Genomic DNA, 17,860 nt, shown 5'->3' with positions numbered 1-17,860 from the left:
TCTAGTAAACAGGCGTCAATTGCAGCGTTCGAATTCGACCATAGCTATCTTTGCCGAAGGCTGTGATCTGACCTGCGTCGTTAATGTCCAGGGCAGCAGTGATAAAGTAACCGGTGTCGCCGAGGAGCATTTCATTGAGGTCGAGCATGCCGGTCGCAGCGCTCCATACGAAACCGGTTGCACGAGTGCGTGTCTGGCTCTGCCCAACGACGATATCCGCAGAATTGATACCTTTTGCGTAGCTGTTGGGTCCACCAAGTGTACCGAGCGGCACCATACCAAGCTCAGGAGACCAGAAAAACGCAGACTTGTTGCCAAGGTCTGCGCCGTAGCCGACCGCGTGACCCTGACTATTAATGGCTTTGCCGTAGCTCGTCGTACCGTCGATCGATCCAAGATCAGTGAGTTGTGTGTCCGCATTGGAGACAAATGCATGTGGCAGCGGATCGGCGGTGTAGGAGACCCCAGTCACCATGCCGTCAGCATTGATTCCGGCGCCATAGCCCTGACTGCCGCCCAGTGTCGGGAGGTACTCAAGCAATTCACCACCGCTCCATCGGAAGGGACGGTAGGGCCCACCAGGGATCTGAGTGTAGCCAGTCACCACGCCCTGCGAATTGATTCCGCGTGCACTGCAGGTGGCCGCCGGAGGACACGGAACGGCAGACATACCGGAGGCCGCATTCCAGATAAAGCCCCGATATTGCCCGTTCACGATGCTGGTGCCGACCACAGTGCCGGCTTCGTTCGAGTCGTACGCCATGCTCTTGTCATTGCCCAACGAACCGAGATTGATCATTCCGCCAGACTGAGTCCAGCTAAACGCCCGGATGCCGCCAGCTGTATAGCTGTAGCCAGTGATTCGGCCAGACTCATCGATCGAATGGGGCACACTGTAGCCGCCGAGGCTGCCAATATCCGTGAGCGCATAAGCCTGCGGCACGTCCGCAAGAACTGAAGAAGCATTAAAGATAAAAGCGAGCGATACAGTAGTCGCGAGCGCGCGAGCTGAGCGGAGGAGTGAGCACATCTTCGAGCCTTCCCTGTCGGAGATCAGACCCTATGGTCCCCCAAACGCCAGGGGAAAACCAGAAAATTTTTGACGACCCCAGCGTGCTTCATTCTGGGGTACACTGCTGCTTCACTCGCGCACCAGCATAGGGCTTTATCCTGCCAATGAGACTCGACAAGTTGATCAGTCACAACACACCTTTTTCACGCTCTGAAGTGGGCAAGGTCCTCAAGGATAAGCGGGTGACGGTCAATGGCAGCGTCATGACCAAAGCTGCCTACCAGGTAAAGGACACAGATGTGATCAGCCTGGATGGCGCACCGCTGGTTCACCAGGACTATCTCTATCTGATGCTGAACAAACCACTGGATGTCGTCTGTAGCTCGGATGAACCTGATCACAGGACTGTGATCGACATGCTCGATCCCACGCTTCGACATCGTAACCTGCAGCCGGCTGGTCGGCTCGATAAGGATGCGACGGGGCTGGTGCTCATCACTGATGATGGTCAGTGGAATCATGCTGTCACAACGCCGGGCCGAAAGACCAAGACCTATCGCGTCGAAACTGCCGAACCGATTAGCAATGCCGACATCACTGCTTTTGATATCGGTCTGTTCCTGAATGGCGAAGGCACCCCGACCCGACCAGCCTTGCTGGAGCCGCTGAATGCAAAATCCTGCTATGTCACTATTTCGGAAGGTCGCTACCACCAGATCAAGCGTATGTTTGCTGCCAGAGGAAACCGGGTGACCAGCCTGCATCGGCTGAGCATGGGGGAGATCAGGCTCGACCCCGCCCTCGCGCCGGGTGAGTGGCGAGCACTGACGCCTGATGAAATTGCCAGCATCGAACCCCCTGCCTGAGACCTGGCCATCGAGCCCGCTGGCAAGGCGAAAAGTATTGCCTCGGTACCGGCAAGTTTTAGATACTCTGACCAGCGCGAGCGCATATGGTGATCGCATAGCTATTAAAAATAACACGCGCGGGAGCGGCAAATAATGACAGATTTTTTACTGGCGGTAGCCCAGCAGGGACTCGGCGCAAAGGTGCTTCGACAGTTGGGTTTGCCCTCGCCTGTCAAACTCAAGCGTGGTGAAGGCGCTTATTCTGCCAAGCCACTGGCCAATCAGACTATTGGCCTTATCATTGCGCCGGAGCAGAGCACCCAGCTCACGCCAGTTATCCAACAGCTTGGTGGTCAGAGCCTGATTCGGGGTGACCAGGTCAGAGATGGCCTGCTGCTAAACGGCATCATAGTAGATGCGAATGGCTGTCATTCGGTTGAAGCCCTTCGCTCGCTATTCGAGCAGCTTCAGGCAGCGCTGCCAAGACTGCGCAAGCACGGCCGAATTCTCGTGCTCACTGCTTCGTCCAGCGTCCAGCAGGCCGCCGCAGCGGCCGCCTTCAATCAGGGCTTCGTAGGCCTGACGAAATCGCTGGCAAAAGAAGTTGGCAAGCGCGGCGTCACCGTGAATCTGCTCAAGGTCGATCCCGGCTGTCAACACAGATTGTATGCACCCGTCGCCTTCTTCCTCGGACACTATAGTAGTTATATCACCGGCCAGAGCCTGCATATCAGCTGTGGCATACCGGCGCCTGCTCAGCTGCCCGCTACGGCTGTGCTGTCAGGCAAAGCCGCCGTAGTCACTGGCGCAGCGGGCGGTATAGGTGCCGAAACCGCAAAGCGGCTGGCCAGCGAAGGGGCGCATGTAATCTGTCTCGACACGGCTGGCCAGACCGAGAAGCTCAACGCACTCGCGGCCGACATCGGCGGCACGGCGATTGTCGCCGACATTACCCAGCCCGAGGCCGCCATCGCGCTCACAGACTGGTGCAAGAGCAACAAACGCCAACTGGATGTCATCGTTCATAATGCAGGCATTACCAGGGACAAAACCCTGGCAAGAATGTCTGAAAAACAGTGGGATGCCGTACTGGCCGTCAATTTACAGGCCATTCTCGAACTCGATGCCGCCTTGCTTGATCATGACCTGATTGCCGCCGAGGCACGTGTGGTCTGCCTCTCCTCCATCAGTGGCATCGCCGGCAATTATGGGCAGACAAACTACGCCTTCACCAAGGCGGCGCTCATCGGGTACGTGAAGGCACAGGCCGTCAAGCTCGGCAGCAGAGGCGTCACCGTCAACGCGGTTGCCCCGGGCTTCATCGAAACTGACATGACCGCGTCGCTCCCCGTACTTGTACGCGAAGCCGGCCGACGCCTCAACGCACTATCCCAGGGCGGCAAGCCTGGCGACGTGGCCGAAGCCATACAGTTCCTGGTAAGCCCAGGCGCCAGCGGCATCAGCGGGCAAACGCTCAGAGTCTGCGGTGGCAGTCTGCTGGGGGCCTGAGCAAATGAGCAACTCAGATCAGGACTGGGACCAGCAGCGCCCCTTCACCATGCAGTTTTCTGCTGCAGAAGCTGACTGCGATCGGCTGGGACACGTCAATAATGCAAGCTATCTGCGCTGGATGGAGGCGACCAGCTGGGCTCATATAGAGCCGCTGGGTATGGATTGGGCGACCCATGAAACGACAGGTCGCGCCATGGCCATCGTGCGAACGGAAATCGACTATCTGGCCAGCGCCTACGCGGGCGACGATATTGTGGTGGGCACGTGGATTACCGCAAGCGATGGCAAGCTGACCTCTGAACGTCGCTTCCAGATCAAGCGCGCTTCAGATGGCAAGACACTGTCTCGTGCGCTTTGTCGCTATGCCTGCATCGATCTTCAGACTGGTCGGCCAAAGCGGATGCCTGAACAATTCAAGCAAGCACACGAACTCGCCATATCAGCCCACGCGGGCGAGCTTAATGATGAAAGACCTTGAGACGGGACTGTGAACTGGTCGGAGTAGGGGGACTCGAACCCACGACCTCTGCCTCCCGAAGACAGCGCTCTACCAGGCTGAGCTATACTCCGACAGCGCCCTGAACGGGGCGGTAATCTGGCAAACCATGCAGCAGACTTCAGAATACTTGCTGGATCGGGTGAAAACAAATTACAGCAACTCGCCATTGCGGTCTTTTGCCACAAGTCGTAGTTGGTCTGGATCCGAGTCTTCCGGTCCTGGAATCCACCTGGACAGGCATTCACGACTCTGCACGCATGGGTCAGTCAAGGCCTGCAGGAAGGCCATGAGATCAGCCTGTTCTCCTTCACTCAACTGCACCAGCGGAAGGTTGTTCTTTCCTTCAGCCCGAAGTCTCTCCAATTGGAGAATGGACTCCTCAGCCGTATACATGAGCGACTCGCTCTGTATGCCTTCGTCAAGCTGAGAAAGATCAAAGTTCTCCAAGGCAGTCAGTGGGTCGAGGTGATGCTGCACAACCGATTCAAGATCGGCATAGGCGCCCGAGTGTCCGTAAGGGCCTGTCTCGGTCACGTTCAGCAGGCTGGGCGTTCTGAAGGCGTATTTGTCGTCTGGCTGATGTGATTCCCGATACCGACCATGGTCTCCGCGAAGATTGGCATCGTCGCCTTTGCCACGACCGATCTGAGGCATGGCCAGCACATGAAACGATTCATCGGTCATGGCGGGACCACTGTGACAGGTGGTGCACCCTGCACCACCATCAGCAGCCGGCGTATTGAACAATATGGCTCCTCGTTTGGCCGCAAGGGTCAGCGCGTCCTGGTCTCCGTTCAGATATCTGAACCAGGCATTGTCGATAAAGAGCTGAGAATTTTCGTAGGCGGCGATAGCGGCTGCCACTCTGTGGTAATTCACCATCGGCTGAACGTCATGCCCAAAAACCGCCGCAAATTCAGCGTCCCAGTTCTGCACAGCCACGGCATCAAGTTCCCCACTGTCCCCGCGCAGGCGCTTCCCCAGTAGAAGTCGGGCGTCATCACCTTCGTTCGCCGCAAAATGAAACCCGCGCATCTCTTCTGCCGAGGTCACGGGAAAGCGTGCCTGAGCGGCAGCCAGAGAGTCACCGGCGTTTGGATCTGCCAACCCGAGTTCGGAGTTGGGGGTGCGAATGCCGCCCTCCACGGCCTCAATGCGACCGTCATGGAAAACCGTCTTTTCATAGAGAACGAAGTTGAAGACTGTCGGCGAATTACGCGGCACTGTCGGGCCACCGTCCCAGTGATCGGCCGAGGACTGGTGACGTCGGCCCGGGCCGAGCAGATCAGGATCGACAGCATCTACACCGATCGGCAGGCTCAGGTCATCGCCCCCACCCAGAGACGGATGATGGCAGCTGGCACAGGCCGTATCCTGCTCACCGCTCAAGGCCTTGGTAAAAAAAAGCTTTTTGCCAAGCTGGGACAGGGGATCGTCAATCGACGGCGCGCCGAGGGTGGTTGGATCCACTGCCCTGACATCGTATTTCTCGATCACTGTCTGAAGCCTGGCCTCAACTTCAGCCGTGCGATCTGGCTCTTCCGTTTCACTGGAGCAAGCTGAGATCGCCGCGAACGATATAAACAGGGCAAATATGTTGATTCTTGAAAACAGTGATGCCTGATCGCTTTTCTTGAATCTGGAACTATTCATAAACACACGCAGTTGAAAGTGACAGGTAGAGGGGGACAGGATAGCCAAGCTATCATTCTAACGATGCTCGATGGTCAGGCTATGCGGGTTTGTGCAGAGGTCAGGCTAATGGCTTTCACTGGCGGCGTCCGTTTCACTTTCGTTCCGCTTTGTTTTTCGATTGTTATCGACCAGTTCACATTTTGCACACGCAGGCACATAAACTTACAAGCCATTCACAGGAATGATACCGGGAATACTTTATATATATTTCATTTATCCAGCCCGATCCCCTATCATTCGCATCGTTGTCATATACCCGCGGTTGGCCGCTTTGGCCATCGCTTCAATGCCCGTTCAAGTTCATCAGACAGGACCAAATACATGTCGAATATTCAGCAGGACATCAATTCCCTCAAGGAAATCGTCCAGGCCAACAAGACTTGGGAAAGCATCAACCCAGAATACGCTGCTCGCATGCGCGCCCAGAACCGTTTCAAGACCGGTCTGGACATCGCTCAGTACACCGCCGACATCATGCGTGAAGATATGGCTGCGTACGACAAGGACACTTCACAGTACACCCAGTCACTGGGTTGCTGGCACGGCTTTATCGGCCAACAGAAGATGATTGCTATCAAGAAGCACCTTGGTGAGACCAAGCGTCGCTACCTCTACCTGTCTGGCTGGATGGTTGCAGCGCTGCGTTCCGAGTTCGGCCCACTGCCTGACCAGTCAATGCACGAGAAGACTTCTGTTTCTTCACTGATCGGCGAACTGTACACCTTCCTTCGCCAGGCAGATGCGCGTGAACTCGGCGGCCTGTTCCGTCAGCTCGACACTGCCCGTCAGTCAGGCGACAGCTCACTTGAAAAAGAGCTTCAGTCCAAGATCGACAATTACCAGACTCACGTTGTGCCAATCATAGCCGACATCGATGCTGGTTTCGGTAATGCTGAAGCGACTTACCTGCTGGCCAAGCAGATGATCGAAGCCGGCGCTTGCTGTATCCAGATCGAAAACCAGGTGTCTGACGAGAAGCAGTGTGGACACCAGGACGGCAAGGTTACTGTTCCACACGAAGACTTCCTTGCGAAGATCCGTGCGGTTCGTTACGCCTTCCTCGAGCTCGGCATCGACAACGGCGTTATCGTTGCCCGTACTGACTCACTGGGTGCAGGCCTGACCAAGCAGATCGCCGTCACCAACGAGCCAGGCGACCTGGGTGACCAGTACAACTCATTCCTCGACGGCGACGTCGTAAATGGTGCAGAAGACATCTCCAACGGTGATGTTGTAGTGAAGGCGAACGGCAAGCTGCTCAAGCCCAAGCGTCTGGCCAGTGGTCTGTTCCAGTTCAAGCAGGGTTCAGGCGAAGACCGTGTTGTTCTCGACTGTATTACTTCACTCCAGAACGGCGCTGACCTGCTGTGGATCGAAACCGAGAAGCCACACGTTGGTCAGATCGCGGCCATGGTTAACCGCATCCGTGAAGTTGTGCCTAATGCGAAGCTGGTATACAACAACAGTCCGTCGTTCAACTGGACGCTGAACTTCCGTCAGCAGGTATTCGATGCCTGGAAGGAAGCTGGCAAGGACGTGTCTTCTTACGACCGTGCGAACCTGATGAGCGTTGAGTACGACGAGACTGATCTGTCTAAAGAAGCTGATGCCAAGATTCAGGCCTTCCAGCGTGACGCCGCTCGTGAAGCAGGTATCTTCCATCACCTGATCACTCTGCCGACTTACCACACTGCAGCACTGTCTACCGACAACCTTGCGAAAGGCTACTTCGGTGACCTGGGCATGCTGGCTTACGTCGAGGGCGTTCAGCGCAAGGAAATCCGTCAGGGTATCGCTTGTGTCAAGCACCAGAATATGGCCGGTTCCGACATGGGCGACGATCACAAGGAGTATTTCTCCGGTGAAGCAGCTCTGAAGGCTTCTGGTAAAGACAACACGATGAACCAGTTCTGATTCGGCGGGTCGGCTTCGGCTGACCCAACGGCTCTCACTGGAAAAGGCGATCCTTCGGGGTCGCCTTTTTTTTGTGCCCGCATTCGCTACAATGCCTGCTCATCCGATAGCGAGCAGCCCATGACGCCTGAAGACCTCAAATTCGATCAGCGCCACCTCTGGCACCCCTACACTTCGACACTTCGTCCCCTGCCCTGTGCACCTGTCGTCGCGGCCGATGGTTGTGAACTACAACTGGCAGACGGCTCCCGCCTCATCGACGGAATGTCGTCCTGGTGGAGTGCGATACATGGCTACAACGTTCCCGAGTTGAATGCCGCGCTAACAGATCAAATGGCGAAAATGAGTCATGTCATGTTTGGCGGTATCACACACCCTGCTGCGGTGGCGCTGGGGCGACGTCTTGTGGACATCACTGCGCCTGAACTGGAAGCTGTTTTCCTTGCCGATTCAGGTTCGGTATCAGTAGAAGTCGCGCTGAAGATGGCGCTGCAGTACTGGCAGGGTCGTGGTGTGGCCGGCAAGCATCGCTTCGCGGCCTTCCGCTATGGTTATCATGGCGATACCTTTGGTGCGATGTCGGTGACCGATCCTGACAATGGTATGCATCGACTATTCAAGGGCTTCCTGGCGGAGAACATCTTTCTTACCGAGCCACCGATAGACCCTGCATGCACGGGTAAGGCAACGGGCGAAAGTAAGCGAACCTGCACGTGCTCCGGCCAGAGCGGCTGCCCGGTGGCAGACCCCGCGCTTATCGCTGAATGGCGACAGACGCTGGCGAAGCATCGTGATGAACTCGCTGCCGTCATCGTCGAGCCTATCGTTCAGGGCGCTGGTGGCATGCGCATCTACCATCCCTGCTATCTCAGGCAGCTCAAGCAGATTTGTGAAGAACTCGACCTGCTGTTGATCTTCGACGAGATCGCTGTCGGTTTCGGACGAACCGGGAAGCTCTTTGGTTATGAGCACGCTGACCTGGTGCCGGATATCATGACCATCGGCAAGGCCCTGACCGGGGGCTATATGACCCTGGCGGCCACACTGGCGACAGCAGATGTGGCTGAAACGGTCTGTCGCAGCGAGGCGGGTGTGTTCATGCACGGGCCCACATTCATGGCTAACCCACTGGCCTGCAGCGTGGCGGAGGCCTCGATAAAATTGCTGCTCGAATCACCCTGGCAGCAGCGATTGCAGGAGATTGAAACACACCTGCAGCAGGCACTGTGGCCGCTGGCACAACTGGCATCGGTGGCGAGTGTCCGGGTGATCGGTGGCATTGGCGTGGTCGAAATGCATCAGTCCATCGATGTGGCATCTGCTCAGGCCCTGCTCGCTCAACATGGCGTCTGGCTCCGACCTTTTGGCAAGATGTTGTACACCATGCCCCCGTACTCGATCTCATCCGCGCAGCTTGAGAAATTGACCGATGGCATGGCGGCCTATGCGCGGTCAGCCGTCTGAGTCATCCTTGTCCTTGACCATACGTACCACGCGCTGAGGGAACGGGATTTCCACCCCGTTCTCGTTGAGCACATCCCAGATCATAAGTAAGAGGTCGCCGCCCACGCGATTGACCCCATCGTCGATGCCTTCCATCCAGAACTCGATGAGGATGTTGATACCGGAGTCCCCGAAGCTCGAGATCTCGGCATCCGGTTGCTCTTCATACGGATAGTCAGGACCGGACAGCACTTTTGGATGCGCTTTGCAGGCATCACGCAATAGCGGGAACAGCTTGTGCAGATCAGTACCATAAGCGACCTGCAGATTGATGTCGTACCGTTGCCTCACGTTCTTGTGTGTCCAATTGACGAAGGTCGAAGTGATGAACTTTTCGTTCGGTACCATGATGTCCTTGCCGTCATAGGTTTCAAGCGTAGTCGAGCGCATGTTCAGTTGGGTGATGATCCCGCTCTGGCCATCATCCAATTCGATGTGGTCGCCGACGGTGAGGGATCGGTCCAGCAGGATGATGATCCCGGAAATGAAGTTGGACGCGATGGACTGCAGGCCGAAGCCGATACCAACGGCTAGCGCGCCCCCGAAGACGGCCAGCGTGGTGATGTTGATGCCCATGATCTGCAGGAGCAGAAAAAAGATGACGATGAAGAGGCCCACCTCGAACAGCTTCGCGATCACCTCTCTGGTACCGACATCCAGATCTGCCTGATTTCGAATAATGCGCTTGCCAGCATTGTTCGATACCTTGCCCATCCAGAAAAGAACCGAGCCGAAGATAGCGACCCGAACGACATCCAAGGCACTGACTTCAAGACTGCCAATATCTATCGACAACGACGCCAGCCACCCCGTCAGCGCATCCAGCCAGTTCATGAACACCAGAATTGCGAACGGAATGGTCACCCACAGCACTACGCGACGAAGAATGACGTTTGGAATGCTGCGTCTTATGATGGTGTAGAGCAGTATCGAGACGGCTACAGACTGGCCGAAGTGCAGCAAAAGATTGCTGTTCAGAAACGTATCCGTCAGTTCGATAGCCAGACCGAGAAACAAGATGTTCAACAGCGGTCGAAGATAATCCTGCTTCTGATAAAAAAAGCGCTTGAGTGGCAGCAACGGCGGCGTTGGATGCTCAAATACGCCAGCAAAACTTTTTCTGATGATCAGTGTAAAGATCAGCGCCAGAAGGAAAGAGGCAATGATCGCCCCCGCCTGAATGGCAAACTCCGAAGAGCCGAACCACTCAAGCGCAGTCTCCTGGGTAGTGTAAGCCACTGCCTGCAATTTCTGTCCGATGTTCAAGGTATGTCTGCCCTCACCAAATGCGTCTCAACATGAAAAGGATAGACCAATCATTCCTTTAGCGGCGCGATCGTTGTCGCCATGCGGATCGTAAGGTACTCGACACCCAGAAATTGGAAACGGAGAGCTTGGACATGAAAGCGGGTACTGATGCTACCGGATCGGCAGCCGACACCAACACCTACCACTGGCTCGGCTATGCCGGACTCGTACCCTTCGTCGTGCCTGCGCTGGCGTTCATCATCAACGGCTCGACCCTCTGGTTTCACCTGTTTTCCAGTTACAGCCTGCTGATCATGAGTTTCATGGCAGGCACCTGGTGGGGCTCTGAAATCCGAAGTGGCGCACCCCGGCTAGGCTGGATGGTACTGAGCAACATCATCGCACTCGCCGGCTGGTTGACGTTTGCCTACGGCATGACCCACGAAACAAACCCTGAAACGCTGGCAATGGCTTTCCTGCTGGTCCAGTCAGGTAATTTTATCGTGCTCGGCTGGCTCGATGTATCCGGACGCAGCGGACTCATTACCGGGGGCTACGCCCTGTTCAGACTGCGGCTGACCATTGTGGTGGTGCTGTGCCATCTCTTTATGTTGTTCGCCTGAACTGGGCGGGCGAACCCGCCACCGCCCTCAGGCCTTGTACGAGTGATGCTCGTGAGGCAGCGGAACGTCCGGCAGCGTGCTGACCAATCCAGCCTGGGGATCGTTATAGATACTCAGATCGAGCTCCCCCTCCGACTTCGCCACTATGGTAGAGACCACGGCATCGCCAGACACATTGACTGCAGTCCTGATCATGTCCATCAGTCGATCGACACCGATGATCAGACCGATGCCTTCTATCGGCAGCCCGACCTGACTGAACACCATGGACAGCATGACGAGACCGACACCCGGTACGCCGGCTGTGCCGATCGAGGCCAGTACGGCCATGAGAATCACAGTGAGATAACCAGTGAGACCCAGATCGATCCCGTAGACGTTGGCCACAAAGACGGTCACCACCCCCTGCATGATGGCGGTCCCGTCCATATTGATGGTGGCGCCGAAAGGCACAGTAAACGAACCGACCGAGTTGTTGACGCCCATCCGGTCGACCACCGTGCGCAAGGTCACCGGAATCGTAGCGTTGGAGCTGGCTGTACTGAAACCGAACACCTGCACGTTCCTGATCTTTTTCAGGAAGATGAGCGGACTCAGACCGCTGAAGACCTTGAGCACGATCATGAGGGTCACGAAGAGGTGGAGCATCAACGCGCCCACCAGAACGGCGACATACCCTAACAGCTGCAGCAGTAATTCTATTCCCAGATCAGCCATGGATTTGGCAATGAGCGCGAACACCGCGTAGGGCGCGACTGCCATGACGATATTGACCATCTTCATCATCACATCATTGCCGACTTCAGCCGCCCGGATAACCCTGGCACCTTCACTACCGAGCTTGAGAATGCAGATGCCCAGGATGATGGTCCAGAAGATAAGCGGCAGCATGTCGCCCGCTGCCATCGACTGAACCGGATTTGTAGGGATGATGCCAATGAAGACTTCGGCAATGGGTGTAGCTTCAGGGGCCTGGAAGCTGGCATCGGTTTCCTGGTCCATACCTTCGCCAATTCCGGTCGACGCTGCCAGTGCAATAGCCATGGCGATGGCGATGGCCGTGGTCATGATATACAGACCAAAGGCCTTCCCGCCGACCCGCCCGAGTTCGGCAATGTCGCCTATGCCGCACACCCCGACAAGGAGGGAGAAGAAGACCAGTGGCACCACAAGCATCTTCAGGGCATTGACGAACATCGCGCCAACAACGTAGAACAAGCCGTCGATGACATAGACGCGTATGAAGCTGCCTTCATCGGCGAGGCCAAGCAGATTGATCGCCAGTCCGAGCACGATGCCGAGCGACATCCCCAGGAGCACCTTTACCGTCAGACTCATCTTCTTATCTTCGCTCATCGCTCATTCCCCTGTGGTCTTTGAGTGCTTTTCTATTCGCAATCATCGGGCGGGAAGCTCACGATGATCGATCCCCGAATGTCTTATTTTTATTTAACATACGCCAGAAATGACGAGATACAAAGGCTTTTCCCTGACTTATGTTAACGTTTACAGGCAACTGATGAGGCGTCCTAACGCGGCACCTGAGCCTCCACAGAACGTCATCGAAAGCTTAACCCGGAGTACGACATGCAGACGATTGAAATGAGCAAGCGCTTCGAAGCGCCTGTAGAACAGGTGTTTGAGGACCTCTGTGATCACGAAAAATTTGGGCGCCTGACCTCTGCGCAAATCGTTCGGATCAGGGATGCGAGCGACTCGAGCCACCCCAATGGGCTCGGTTCAGTTCGCCGCATAAAGGTGCCGGGCGTCCCCCCGATTGAAGAGACAGTCATACGATTTGAGCCTAATCGACGTATGGATTATACGGTGACCAAAGGCGGACCAATCACTCATCACCGTGGCAGTCTTCGATTCCACGGCGATGCCGATGGTACGACTGTCGACTACACTATCAGCTTCGAGCCAAAGTTGCCCTTGCCCTTTCTCGGCGCAATTCTGGAAGTCATCATCAAGTTACCAATAAAGCGCGGTCTCGACAGACTTGCTCGAAGTTATACCAAGCAGCATGTTGCTGCCACACAGGAGAATTGATCGATGGTCTGGCTCAAGGCGTTTATCAGTGGTTTTCTGGCAACTCTCATTTTCCACCAGGGGCTTTTTGCAGTTCTGCATGCAGCCGGCATTGTCCCCATGCCGGCCTACAACATGGGGGCGGTGCCACCCCTCGGTGTTCCCGCTGTCGTTTCCAGTGCGTTTTTCGGCGGACTATGGGGTATCGCGCTCTGGGCAGTGGTTCGACAGCTGTCCCCAGCTGCTTTCTGGGCTGCGGCCATAGCCTTCGGGGCCATAGGACCAACGGTCGTGGCCATGCTGGTAGTCTTTCCAATGAAGGGCGTGTCTGTAACGGGTGCCATGTGGGTTCTTGGCATGATCCTCAACGGCTTCTGGGGCCTGGGGACAGCCTTGCTCATGCTGACGATGGGCGAGCGAAGGTCTCGGGCCCGTCATTCAGAAGCGAGCGTGAGGTAGGCTATCTGAAATGAAAATGCCCAGGCCTGTCCGGACGCCCCGTGCAGGCCTGGAGTCGGACTGGAATGATCAGTTCAGCGTACGGAATACATTGTCCGACATACTGTAGCTATCGCCATTGCGAACCCAACGAACCTGCCTGAAAAAGCTCCACCACTTGCGTTGAGTGAAGGTATCAAAATCGACGTTCAGGCCACCCAGTACGCGGTTATTGCTCACCGTCGTGAAATTGCCCGAACGGCTGTTGTCGATGGCCTGGCCGTGGTTGGTTTGCTCACCCATCAATACCACGTAGTTATTGAAGTATAGTGAGGCAGGTGCCGCGCTGACGCTTTGCAATACGCCATTCGGGCTGACACTGCCGCTACATGAATCGTAGTCCGCCTTACTGCTCGCGCCGCAGGCGCTGTGCAGCGGTACCACCCCATCATCAGCGCCCGCAATGAACGGTTTCGTGAGTCCACCGTAGGATGCTCCGGTGCCAGCGAATCGAAGTCGCGGCACGGCACTGTTCCCGGTAGCGATATTGCGTGCAGTGTTTGGCTGCAGGTCGTACAGCACACCGAGGTTGTTGCTATCCGGCCGGAAGCCGAGCGCCAGCTCAACGGCCGAGCGCTGAAGGCTGTTGAAGAAACCCGAGCCATTTCCAATGGCTACTGCCAGATCAGCGATCTCAGTGCCGCCACCTGCGCCAGCAAGATCCAGCACAGCGAGTATCCTGAACCGATTCGGATCTATCCCTGCGCTCGTGAGCCAGTTATTGACGTTGCGCAGCATATATCTGGTAACGAGATCTCCAGTCGAGTGCGTGACCACGACACAGCCCGAAATACAACGTGTACCGCGCGCGATTGCCAGCACCTGGGAACGTATCTTGTCCTTGATGCCGCCACTTACCCGGTCGACCGAGGACCAGTACAGCACTTCTTCTGCGCGGTTTAGCCAGTAGCTGCTCCAATAGTTATTCGCCTGGGTCTGAAGCGCGGCATCGTTAGGATTACTCGACAGATCGCTGGCCTGGAAGCCATGGACCAAAATGACATTCTTACCGGCCAGAGCTGCCGAAGCCATCGAGCCCCATGTACTGCTGATGGCCAGGGTACAGAGCACGACGATGCGAACGAGTCGCGAGAGGTGTTGAGTCATAAGTTCTTCCTGATTGCTTTCTTATAGTTGTTTTTGAAGCGTCTCGTCAGCTAGAGCGTTCCCAGCTTTTCAAGAAACTCCGCTCTTTCCTCAGCTAACGGATCCTCGTAGGGCGTGTCCGTATAGCTGGAGAAACTGAAGCCTTCGACAGCATACTGCTGTTGAGGCGCAGAGCCAGGCAGGTCAGCAGTCTCGCCTGCCTCCGCAGCTCTCTCTATCTTGAAATCCTTGAGCAGGTAAGGGCCTTCATCGCCACCGGCTTTGAGCGCGGCAATATGAGCGCGAAGGCTTTGCAGCCCACCCGGTAGCTCGAGACGCCCCTCTGACTGCAGATGCAGAAGCGGCGCATTGCTCTGTCGGCTATAGAGATTGGCTTCAACGAAATAGTAGCCCGGCTGTCGCACCACGAACTGCAAGGGCACGACCAACTCGGGCCCCTCGACATGACTGGGCAGCACGGCAGACAGCTCCGCGACCGCCGCATCATATCGCAAGGGAGCAATGAGGGAGGCTGAGCGCTCGCCTGTGCCTGCGGAAGTCGAAAAACGCGCTAAGGCCTCAACGAAAAGTTCACCTGTGGCGGTCCCGGGCGGCGGCACGATAACAGCGCTGGCCAGCGTTCCGCGATCAGAGCTACTCAACCCGCCGTCGCCCGAAACATCAGGTTGGGCCGGCTGCGTGAGCAAGACATTGCCATCAATATCCTTCAACACGAAAACGACTTCTGCAGCCGTCAGTGAGTTAGCCGAGCTTGGATTGAGTGTTGCCGCGACCGCGATCCGGTCGCCCTGAAAATACTGGTATCGATCGAGCTGCAGGCTCAGTCCGACTTCGTCGCCGGGCACATCGCCAGGAAACGGAGCAGAGACGTCAGTGCTGCGGTTGGGTTGATATTGTGCGAGGTCGGCAGCGGAACGAATCGGCTGCGAACCAGGGGGATAGCGATTGGCCTCGGCATACTGCGCGCTCAGCGCTGGCAGACTTTCAGCCAATTGCTGCGCCAGCTCGTCATGCATGGCTTCGTAGTCAGGTTCGACATCGACGGTCACCTTGGCCTCTGCAGATCCTGCAGGCGCAGGCTGGTCGTTACTCGCAACATTGGACGAGGCAGGCGGCCTTGACTCGATGTTCGACGAGCCGCTCGACGGGCCTGCCGAGTCGGCCGTCAGCTCGACAGGTCCGGTAGTGCTACCGCGCCATTGATCGAGCCAGAAATACGTTGCCAGAACGGTGACGGTCATCGTCGTGGCGAGCAGCATCGTATACGATGGCTTGCGCATCAGTTCCACCTGTAAGGTATTATTGTTATGAGACCAGCAGTGATGCCGGAGACGGCGACTCGATGCGCTGCCCACCGGCGAACCCGTCGATAGTAACTTTGGCCCATAGCTGCTGCCATGCCCCATTCGGGTGACCGAATCGAGCTGCAGTTGAAGCGTTCTACCTGGCCTTTGAACAGGAATTCAATAATGAAAACGAATGGAAAAATCGCCGCCTGCCAGGGCCTGCGGCTCGCAGTATTTTCGAGCGTGATCGCCCTGTCAGGCTGCCTTGCCCCTGCTGCTGTTCCCGTCATCGGTGCGGAGGCTGCAGCGCTCGAAAGTGGCAAGGACAAGGAACAGTTTCGTGAGGCTTTTCGCGAGGGTCGGTTCCGGTATCAGACTGAAATGTCTGAAAGCGGTTGTCCTGCACGAGAATATAATCTGAGCGAAGGCATACTCGAATATGCGCAGTCGAGAGAGTCCGACGGGCTCGAGAAGGTCATTGAAGAGTTGACCGAAATCGAACGTAATGACAGTAACTCAGCAGAGGTTCGTGCAGAGGCGATCTATCATAAGGGTGTGGCCCTGATGTATCAGGGCGAACTGGCCAAGGAAATGACAGATGACGACCGTCAGGCCCTGTATGGGAAAGCTCGTAGCAATTTTGAAAAACTCGATGAGGAGTACCCACAGTTTCACAAGTGTGCCGTGGCCTACCACCTGAAAAAACTGGATGAACTGGCTAATAAGGAAATCCAGCCGGAGAGCTGAAGGTCTATCGCCTGATCAGATCAAGGCGGTCTGACCAGGCGACTGCCGCATGACTATTGCTGGCGCGGCAAGAGCCTCAACAAGCCCGCATTGCTGCGGTCTTCGAGTACCCAGAGTGCGCCATCGGGCCCCTCTTCGACTTCTCGCATTCGGCTCTCCATAGCTATGCGACCCAGCTCCGCGGCCTTGTCGTCGAGGGAGACCCTGATAAGCGCTTCGGAGCTCAGACCTGGAATAATGGCCTGATTCTGCCAGTCAGGAAACTTGTCCCCACCATAGATGACCATGGATGCCGGTGAGATAACCGGTGTCCACCACAACTCAGGCGCGTTGAATTCGGGACGTGAAGGATGATCTGGAATATCCTTGCCGCTGTAATGTTCGCCATTCGATACGACCGGCCAGCCGTAGTTATCGCCACGCTGAATCCTGTTCAATTCGTCGCCGCCCTTCGGCCCCATCTCGTTGGTCCAGATAGTGCCATCAGCGTCTTGCGCTATGCCCAGAATATTCCTGTGACCGATGCTCCAGAACTGTTTGGCCAGCTCACCCTGATCGGTGAAGGGGTTATCGTCAGGAACACTACCGTCGGGCTTGAGCCTGATGAGCTTACCAAGATTCTTCTGCATGTCCTGAGCAGGATCGAGCTTCTGCCGGTCCCCTGAACTGATAAAAAGGTGTCCGTCCTGACTGAGCAACAGCTTATGGCTGAAATGGCCCGCCCCGGACACTTTTGGCGTTTGCTCCCAGATCCGATGTATGTCAGCCAAGCGAGGCCGCTTGCCCTCTTCCTGAACCAGACGAGCCGTCGCTACCACAGCTCCACTGAGGCCCTTGTCACCGGCTTCGACCCATGACAGATACAGCTTGCCAGACTGGGAGAAGTCTGGCGCCGCCATCACATCACCGAGCCCCCCCTGCCCTTCGAAGACGACTTCGGGTACGTTTTCAATCTCGACCATTTCTGGCTCGCCAATGCTGGTGCCGGCGTTGGCTAGCGTCTGCGGCCATTTGAGGCGAAACATGCGGCCTGGTTGGGTGGTGACGATGAGGGTGTCCTCGCTGGCGAAGGTCATGGCCCAGGGTTGATCAAAAGTCTCGATGGACTGCACCGAAAAAACATCATCCTTGTCCTGAGCTTCTGCAGCACTGGCCTTGGCAGGCGGTGTAAGGTCCGGACCGTCAGCGCTCGAAGACGTGGCTGCGTCCGAACAGGCGGCCTGCAGGCTGAGACAGGCGGCCAGAGCCAGACGGCCAGTCGAGGGTCGAGAAAAAAGACGGGGGACCGCTGGCCGCGGAAGGAAAGTCAGGGGAATGGTCATGGGAGCGCCTCAAAT

16 protein-coding genes and 1 tRNA gene are annotated in these 17,860 nt (G+C 56.4%); 9 read left to right on the top strand and 8 right to left on the bottom strand.

Features of this window, described 5'->3' with window-relative positions:
* Position 1 precedes the first annotated feature (1 nt).
* On the bottom strand, positions 2 to 1,030 hold the full coding sequence (locus ABD735_RS13210; RefSeq protein WP_344807156.1) for a hypothetical protein: 1,029 nt from the start codon (positions 1,028 to 1,030) through the stop codon (positions 2 to 4).
* A gap of 146 nt (positions 1,031 to 1,176) precedes the next feature.
* Between ABD735_RS13210 and ABD735_RS13205 the strand changes: the two genes are divergently transcribed.
* The 3 genes from ABD735_RS13205 (at position 1,177) to ABD735_RS13195 (ending at position 3,850) form a co-directional block, all read left to right on the top strand.
* The gene (locus ABD735_RS13205; RefSeq protein WP_344807154.1) at positions 1,177 to 1,878 is read left to right on the top strand and encodes a pseudouridine synthase; all 702 of its coding nucleotides are present in this window, start codon (positions 1,177 to 1,179) and stop codon (positions 1,876 to 1,878) included.
* A 135-nt stretch (positions 1,879 to 2,013) separates the two neighbouring features.
* Positions 2,014 to 3,369 carry a 3-oxoacyl-ACP reductase gene (locus ABD735_RS13200; protein ID WP_344807152.1) on the top strand — a complete coding sequence of 452 codons (1,356 nt, stop codon included), beginning with the start codon at positions 2,014 to 2,016 and terminating at the stop codon, positions 3,367 to 3,369.
* A 4-nt stretch (positions 3,370 to 3,373) separates the two neighbouring features.
* On the top strand, positions 3,374 to 3,850 hold the full coding sequence (locus ABD735_RS13195) for an acyl-CoA thioesterase (protein WP_344807150.1): 477 nt from the start codon (positions 3,374 to 3,376) through the stop codon (positions 3,848 to 3,850).
* 15 nt (positions 3,851 to 3,865) lie between these two features.
* On the opposite strand, the gene ABD735_RS13190 is transcribed toward ABD735_RS13195, so the two are convergent.
* Together ABD735_RS13190 and ABD735_RS13185 are read right to left on the bottom strand one after the other, a co-directional pair.
* Positions 3,866 to 3,942: transfer RNA gene (locus ABD735_RS13190), tRNA-Pro, on the bottom strand.
* Positions 3,943 to 4,021: 79 nt separating this feature from the next.
* Positions 4,022 to 5,524 carry a cytochrome-c peroxidase gene (locus ABD735_RS13185; RefSeq protein ID WP_344807149.1) on the bottom strand — a complete coding sequence of 501 codons (1,503 nt, stop codon included), beginning with the start codon at positions 5,522 to 5,524 and terminating at the stop codon, positions 4,022 to 4,024.
* A 363-nt stretch (positions 5,525 to 5,887) separates the two neighbouring features.
* Here ABD735_RS13185 and ABD735_RS13180 point away from each other — a divergent pair, with 363 nt between their 5' ends.
* Together ABD735_RS13180 and bioA are read left to right on the top strand one after the other, a co-directional pair.
* Positions 5,888 to 7,480, top strand: coding sequence for an isocitrate lyase (locus ABD735_RS13180; RefSeq protein ID WP_344807148.1), 1,593 nt, complete (start codon positions 5,888 to 5,890; stop codon positions 7,478 to 7,480).
* Positions 7,481 to 7,600: 120 nt separating this feature from the next.
* Entirely contained in the window at positions 7,601 to 8,944 is a 1,344-nt protein-coding gene (gene bioA / locus ABD735_RS13175) for an adenosylmethionine--8-amino-7-oxononanoate transaminase (protein ID WP_344807146.1), read from the top strand.
* On the opposite strand, the gene ABD735_RS13170 is transcribed toward bioA, so the two are convergent.
* On the bottom strand, positions 8,933 to 10,249 hold the full coding sequence (locus ABD735_RS13170; RefSeq protein ID WP_344807144.1) for a mechanosensitive ion channel family protein: 1,317 nt from the start codon (positions 10,247 to 10,249) through the stop codon (positions 8,933 to 8,935). The genes bioA and ABD735_RS13170 overlap by 12 nt on opposite strands.
* A 134-nt stretch (positions 10,250 to 10,383) precedes the next feature.
* Between ABD735_RS13170 and ABD735_RS13165 the strand changes: the two genes are divergently transcribed.
* The gene (locus ABD735_RS13165) at positions 10,384 to 10,854 is read left to right on the top strand and encodes a DUF3429 domain-containing protein (RefSeq protein ID WP_344807142.1); all 471 of its coding nucleotides are present in this window, start codon (positions 10,384 to 10,386) and stop codon (positions 10,852 to 10,854) included.
* A gap of 27 nt (positions 10,855 to 10,881) precedes the next feature.
* Here ABD735_RS13165 and ABD735_RS13160 read toward each other — a convergent pair whose 3' ends face one another.
* Positions 10,882 to 12,210: a dicarboxylate/amino acid:cation symporter gene (locus ABD735_RS13160; protein ID WP_344807140.1), complete on the bottom strand. Its 1,329-nt coding sequence runs from the start codon at positions 12,208 to 12,210 to the stop codon at positions 10,882 to 10,884.
* A gap of 231 nt (positions 12,211 to 12,441) precedes the next feature.
* On the opposite strand from ABD735_RS13160, the gene ABD735_RS13155 reads away from it, so the two are divergent.
* Together ABD735_RS13155 and ABD735_RS13150 are read left to right on the top strand one after the other, a co-directional pair.
* Positions 12,442 to 12,906 (top strand): SRPBCC family protein, encoded by a 465-nt coding sequence (locus ABD735_RS13155; RefSeq protein WP_344807137.1) that lies wholly within the window; start codon positions 12,442 to 12,444, stop codon positions 12,904 to 12,906.
* A 3-nt stretch (positions 12,907 to 12,909) separates the two neighbouring features.
* A complete protein-coding gene (locus ABD735_RS13150) occupies positions 12,910 to 13,344 on the top strand; it encodes a hypothetical protein (RefSeq protein ID WP_344807135.1) in 435 nt (144 codons plus the stop codon).
* A 69-nt stretch (positions 13,345 to 13,413) separates the two neighbouring features.
* Here ABD735_RS13150 and ABD735_RS13145 read toward each other — a convergent pair whose 3' ends face one another.
* Entirely contained in the window at positions 13,414 to 14,490 is a 1,077-nt protein-coding gene (locus ABD735_RS13145; RefSeq protein ID WP_344807133.1) for a lipase family protein, read from the bottom strand.
* A 50-nt stretch (positions 14,491 to 14,540) separates the two neighbouring features.
* On the bottom strand, positions 14,541 to 15,770 hold the full coding sequence (locus ABD735_RS13140; RefSeq protein WP_344807131.1) for a hypothetical protein: 1,230 nt from the start codon (positions 15,768 to 15,770) through the stop codon (positions 14,541 to 14,543).
* A gap of 189 nt (positions 15,771 to 15,959) precedes the next feature.
* Here ABD735_RS13140 and ABD735_RS13135 point away from each other — a divergent pair, with 189 nt between their 5' ends.
* Positions 15,960 to 16,523, top strand: a complete 564-nt coding sequence (locus ABD735_RS13135; protein WP_344807129.1) for a hypothetical protein — start codon at positions 15,960 to 15,962, stop codon at positions 16,521 to 16,523.
* A gap of 53 nt (positions 16,524 to 16,576) precedes the next feature.
* On the opposite strand, the gene ABD735_RS13130 is transcribed toward ABD735_RS13135, so the two are convergent.
* Complete coding sequence (locus tag ABD735_RS13130; protein WP_344807127.1) at positions 16,577 to 17,845, bottom strand: PQQ-dependent sugar dehydrogenase; 1,269 nt, start codon at positions 17,843 to 17,845, stop codon at positions 16,577 to 16,579.
* Between the last annotated feature and the right edge of the window lie 15 nt (positions 17,846 to 17,860).

Origin of the sequence: Allohahella marinimesophila, assembly GCF_039538005.1 — a bacterium.
In the GTDB taxonomy this organism is placed as follows: Bacteria; Pseudomonadota; Gammaproteobacteria; order Pseudomonadales; family Oleiphilaceae; genus Allohahella; species Allohahella marinimesophila.
The sequence above is the reverse complement of the archived record's forward strand: the minus strand, read 5'-3'. Positions and strand labels throughout refer to the sequence as shown.